The sequence below is a fragment of the Streptomyces phytophilus genome (assembly GCF_013870535.1).
GTDB classification, from domain to species: Bacteria; Actinomycetota; Actinomycetes; order Streptomycetales; family Streptomycetaceae; genus Streptomyces; species Streptomyces phytophilus.
Map to the genome: position 1 here is coordinate 1 of NZ_JACBXC010000559.1, position 3,849 is coordinate 3,849.

3 protein-coding genes are annotated in these 3,849 nt (G+C 75.1%); all 3 read right to left on the reverse strand.

Going from position 1 to position 3,849, the window contains the following annotated elements:
* On the reverse strand, positions 1-1,296 hold a 1,296-nt coding region (locus H5J30_RS21230), incomplete at its 3' end, for an AAA family ATPase (protein ID WP_181788984.1).
* On the reverse strand, positions 1,293-2,888 hold the full coding sequence (locus H5J30_RS21235; RefSeq protein ID WP_309505595.1) for a 3' terminal RNA ribose 2'-O-methyltransferase Hen1: 1,596 nt from the start codon (positions 2,886-2,888) through the stop codon (positions 1,293-1,295). The genes H5J30_RS21230 and H5J30_RS21235, both read right to left, overlap by 4 nt.
* Positions 2,889-3,299: 411 nt before the next feature.
* A partial coding sequence (locus H5J30_RS21240) for a homocysteine S-methyltransferase family protein (RefSeq protein WP_181788985.1) occupies positions 3,300-3,849 on the reverse strand: 550 nt, incomplete at its 5' end.

Below are 3,849 nucleotides of genomic sequence, written 5' to 3' on the forward strand. Positions count from 1 at the left end.
CTTGACCGGCTCGTACCAGACGCGCTCCGCCGGCACGTCGACCAGCTCGCGCTCCGGCCAGCGCAGCGCGGTCAGCTTGCCGCCGAAGACGCAACCGGTGTCCAGGCAGAGGGTGTTGTTGATCCACGACGCCTCCGGCGTCGGGGTGTGGCCGTAGACGACGGCGGCGCGGCCGCGGTACTCCTCGGCCCACGGGTAGCGCACCGGCAGCCCGTACTCGTCGGTCTCGCCCGTGGTGTCCCCGTACAGCGCGAAGGAACGCACCCGGCCGGACGTGCGGCCGTGGTACTTCTCCGGCAGCCCGGCATGGCTGACGACGAGCCGGCCGCCGTCGAGGACGTAGTGGCTGACGAGCCCGTCGACGAACGTCCGCACCCGCTCGCGGAACCCGGGCTCCGCCACCTCCGCGCGCTCCAGCTGCTCGACGGTCTCGGCGAGGCCGTGGGTGAGCTTGACGTTGCGGCCGTGCAGGAGGCGGCCGAGCTTGTTCTCGTGGTTGCCGGGCACGCACAGCGCGCTGCCCTTGGCGACCATGCCCATCACGCGGCGCAGCACACCGGGGCTGTCCGGACCGCGGTCGACGAGGTCGCCGACGAAGACCGCGGTACGGCCCGAGGGGTGCACCCCGTCCTCGTACCCGAGGTTCGCCAGCAGCGCCTCCAGCTCGCTCGCGCAGCCGTGGACGTCGCCGACGAGGTCGAACGGGCCGGTGAGGTGGGCCAGGTCGTTGTAGCGGCGCTCCAGCACGACCTGGGCGGCGTCGACTTCGGCGGTGCCGCGCAGGTGGTGCACGGCGCGGAAGCCCTCGCGCTGCAGTCCGCGCAGGCCGCGGCGCAGCTCGCGGCGCTGCCGCGGGATGACGTGGGCGCCCATGCCGGCGCGGTCGGGGCGGGCCGCGTTGCGCTCGCGGCAGACGCCCTCGGGGACGTCGAGGACGATGGCGACGGGCAGCACGTCGTACTCGCGGGCGAGGCGGACGAGCTGGCGGCGGGCCTCCGGCTGGACGCTGGTGGCGTCGACGACGGTGAGGCGGCCGGCGGCGAGGCGCTTCCCGGCGATGTAGTGCAGGACGTCGAAGGCGTCGCCGGAGGCGGACTGGTCGTTCTCGTCGTCGGCGACCAGGCCGCGGCAGAAGTCGGAGGAGAGGACCTCGGTGGGCTTGAAGTGGCGGCGGGCGAAGGTGGACTTGCCGGAGCCGGTGGTGCCGATGAGCACGACGAGGGAGAGGTCGGGGACGCCGAGGCGGCGGGGCTCTGGCGGGGTGCCGGGGGCGGGGGCCGGGGTGGTGTCGCTCATGACGCCTCCTTCGGGGTGTCGGTGCGGGTGCCGGCCGTGCCGGGGGCGGTTTCAGGGGCGCGGGTTTCGGGGGCGGGGGCGGGGGCGGGGGCGTTGCGGGTGCCGGGGGTGGTGCGGGTGTCGGGCCTGGTGTCGGGCCTGGTGTCGGTCCTGGTGAAGACTGCGAGCTGGGTGGGCGGGCCGACCTCCGGGTCGTCCGGGCCCACGCCCGCGTACGCCACGGCGTAGCCGAACCGCGCCGCCACCGGCCCGGCCCAGTCGCGGAACTCCGCCCGGGTCCACTCGAAGCGGTGGTCCGCGTGCCGGACGTGGCCGGCGGGCAGAGACTCCCAGCGCACGTTGTACTCCGAGTTGGGGGTCGTCACGACCACCGTCGCGGGGCGCGCGGAGCCGAAGACGGCGTACTCCAGGGCGGGCAGCCGGGGCGGGTCGACGTGCTCCACGACCTCGCTCAGCACGGCGGCGTCGTAGCCCGCGAGCCGGCGGTCCGTGTACGTGAGCGCACTCTGCAGCAGCGACACGCGCGCGGCCTGGCGCTCGCCCATGCGCTCCAGCCGCAGCCGGCGGGCGGCGGCGGCGGCGAGGGCGCGTACGGACACGTCGACGCCGACGATCTCCGTGAACCGCGTGTCGTCGAGCAGCTCCTTGACCAACTGGCCCTGGCCGCAGCCGAGGTCGAGCACACGGGCCGCGCCGGCGGCGCGCAGCGCCCCGGCGATGGCGGCGCGGCGCTGCACCGCGAGCGGCACCGGCTTCTCCTCGGTGTCCGTCGTCTCGTCGACGGCGTTGTCCAACTCCTCCGGCTCGGCGTCGTCGGACTCGGCGAGGCGGGCCAGCTCCAGCCGCTCCAGCGCCTCGCGGGCCAGCGACCAGCGGCGGAAGAGGTAGCGGCCAGTGATGAGGCGCTGCTCCGGGTGGTCCTCAAGCCAGCCCTCGCCGGCGCGCAGCAGCTTGTCGACCTCGTCGGGGGCGACGCCGTAGTGCTTGGCGTCGTCGAGCACCGGCAGCAGCACGTACAGGTGGCGCAGGGCGTCGGAGAGGCGGACCTCGCCGTCCAGGACGAGCGACACGTACCGCGAGTCGCCCCACTCGGGGAAGGCGGGGTCGAGCGGCACGGCGTCGGCGGTGACCTGCCAGCCCATGGGTGCGAAGAGGCGGGTGACGAGTCCGGTGCCGCCGCGGGCGGCGACGGCGGGGACCTCGATGCGCAGCGGCAGCGGCTGCGCGGCGCGCTCGGGGTGGGTGCGGCTGGAGCCGGACATGGCGGTCCTGAAGACGCGGCTGAGCGCGACGGCGAGGAGGGACGACGCGGCGTAGGGGCGGTCGTTGACGTACTGCGCGAGGGCGGAGTCGGGGCTCTTGCCCTTGCCGCCCCTGCCCTTGCCCTTGGCGGCGCGCACCAGGCCGACGGGGTCCACTTCGAGGAGGAGCGCGGCGGTGCAGCGGGCGGTGGTCGCCTCGGGGTAGAAGACGTGGGCCGTGCCGCGGGAGGTGGCGAACTCCTGCGCCTTGCCGGGGTGCTTGTGCAGGAGGAAGCCGAGGTCGGTGGCGGGCGCGGCGTCGGTGCCGGTCGCGGTAATGGTCAGGAACACGTGAGCGAGTATTTCGCGGCGGGTGGGGCGGGGGCCATCGGGTTTCGGGGGCGGGGCGGGGAGCAGCGCTCGCCGACGAGAGCGGTGCTCTCGTGCGAGAGCAGCGGTCGGGCGGGAGAGCAGCGCTCTCAACGGAGTGCGGCGGCCACGGCCGAGAGCAGTGCTCACCGCGCGGAGCGGTGCTCTCGGATCCGTACGGTGGTCACGGCCGAGAGCGCTGCTCACCGTGCAGAGCGGTGCTCTCGGGTCCGTACGATGGTCGCTGCTCAGAGCGGTGCTCTCGGGTCCGCGGCATGCTCACGGCGCGGAGCGGTGCTCTCGGGTTCGAGCGGTGGTCACTGCGCAGAGCAGTGCTCGCAGGTCCGAGACGTGCTCACCGTGCGGAGCGGTGCTCTCGGGTGGGAGCAGCGGTCACCGGGCCTTGCCCTCCCCGTGCAGTTCCGTCGCCAGGGCGGCGATCGACTCGGGGCCGACGCGGCAGCAGCCGCCCAGTACCGCCGCGCCCGCGCGGTGCCAACTCGGCGCAACGGCCGCGTCGAACGAGCCGGGGCCCCGCCAGGTGCGGGCCTCGGCGTTCCAGCCCTCGCCGCTGTTCGGGTACGCCACCACCGGCTTGCCCGTGACGCGCGCCGCCGTCTCCACCGCGTACGCGACGTCCTCCGGCGCGCAGCAGTTGACGCCCACCGCCGCCACCCCCGCGTCGTCCGCCGCGAGCGCGAAGGCGTCCGCCAGCGGCTCGCCCGCCCGGGTCTCCCCGCCCGCGACCGTGTACGTCAGCCACACCGGCACCCCCAGCCCCGCCGCCGCCCGCAGCAGCGCCACCGCCTCCGTCATCCCCGGCACCGTCTCCAGCGCCAGCACGTCCGGCTCCGCCGCGGCCAGCACCTCCAGCCGGGGCCGGTGGAAGCGCGTCAACTCCGCGACGCCCACGCCGTCCCCGTAACGGCCGTGGTACTCCGAG